Here is a 1,433-nt window from a genome sequence, read left to right on the forward strand (position 1 = left end):
CGACCCGGCGCTGGCCGCCCGGATCGCCGTCGTCGCGGCCCGCATCGTCTTCGGCAACCCGACCCGGGGCCGCTACCCGGCCGCCGAGCGGCTGGCCACCGGGGCCCTGGCCGCGTCCCGGGCGAGCGGCCCGCCGGAGGTGGCCTGCCAGGCCCTCGAGGTGCTCGGGCGGTGCGCCCGCCGGCGCGACCTGGCCGAGGCGCACGCCCTCTACGAGCAGGGGCTGGCCATCGCCGAGGAGCACCACCTGGTCGCCGAGCGCATCGGCCTGCTCTACCACCTGGGCGGGCACGACGGGATCCGGTCCGCCGACCCGCGCCGGCTGCTGGCGGCGCTGGACCAGGCCGTCGAGGCCGGCGCGGTGGTCTCCGCCCTGAACATCGAGCTGGAGCTCGCCGTCGTGCGGATCTGCCGCGGCGAGTACGACGCGGCCCGGGCGGCCACCGAACGATGCGAGGAGACCGCCCGCCGGCTCAAGCTCACGCACACCCGGCTGATCGCCCTCGGCGAGCGGGTCATCGTGGCCGCGCACCAGGGCCGCCCGGCCGAGGCCGGCCCGCTCCTGCAGCGGTTCCGGGACCTCGGCGGCGAGGACGACGACTTCTCGGCCGCGGTACGCGGCTTCGGCCTCGCCATCGGCCACCTGCGCGGCGACGATCTGCCCGGCGCGCTCGCCGAGGTGCGCCGTGCCGCCGCCGACGAGGCCCGGCGGCCCGCCTCCTACCTGTCCTTCGTGGCCGGACCGGCCCTGTTCCTCGACGTCCTCGCGGGCGCGGCCGGCGAGCCGGAGTGCGCCGCCATGGCCGCCACCGCGCACGCGCAGGCCGGTTGGAACCGCCAGTTCCTGCCGCTCGCCAGGGCGGTGCTGTGCGGCCGGGACGGCCGGGCGGCCGAGGCCGAGGCGGCGTTCGCCCGCTTCCTGCGTGCGTCCCGGCCCTACCCCCTGATCCACCGCCTGGGCCCGCGCCTCATCGCCCGGGCCCCCGCCGACCCCCTCTGATCCATTCGCCATCCGACGGAGGACTGGAATGCCCTTGTACCGACGATCGGTCGCCGCGCTCGCGGCGGCCGTGCCGGCCACCCTGCTGGCCGCCCTGCTACCCGCCCTGCCCGCCGCCGCCCGGATGGGCCCCAGCTGGGTCACCGGCCCCTACTACACGCCGCCGGCCGGCACGACCGGCACGCAGTGGCGCGACGTGAGCGCCGCCGGCCCGGCCGACGTCTGGGCGGTCGGCGTCCTGCGCAATCCGGCGGACAACCCGCTGGCGGCGCGCTGGGACGGCAAGGCCTGGACGGCCGCGCCGACCCCCGCCGCGGGGGGCGGCCGGCGGGACGGCCGCACCCCGGGGGACGGCGTCGCACCCGCCGCGGGGTGGGGCGGGGGGGGCGCCGCCCGCGCCCCCCCCCCCGCCGCGGCGGCGCGGCGCGACCAC

The 1,433-nt window shown here is 79.8% G+C and carries 1 protein-coding gene and 1 pseudogene; both read left to right on the top strand.

From position 1 onward, the window contains the following. A pseudogene (locus AB0F10_RS45620) lies at positions 1–1,000 on the top strand (hypothetical protein); the annotation flags it as partial. A gap of 28 nt (positions 1,001–1,028) precedes the next feature. Next, on the top strand, positions 1,029–1,433 hold a 405-nt coding region (locus AB0F10_RS45625), incomplete at its 3' end, for a hypothetical protein (RefSeq protein WP_360640874.1).

This window comes from Actinoplanes sp. NPDC026623 (genome assembly GCF_040638275.1).
GTDB lineage: Bacteria > Actinomycetota > Actinomycetes > Mycobacteriales > Micromonosporaceae > Actinoplanes.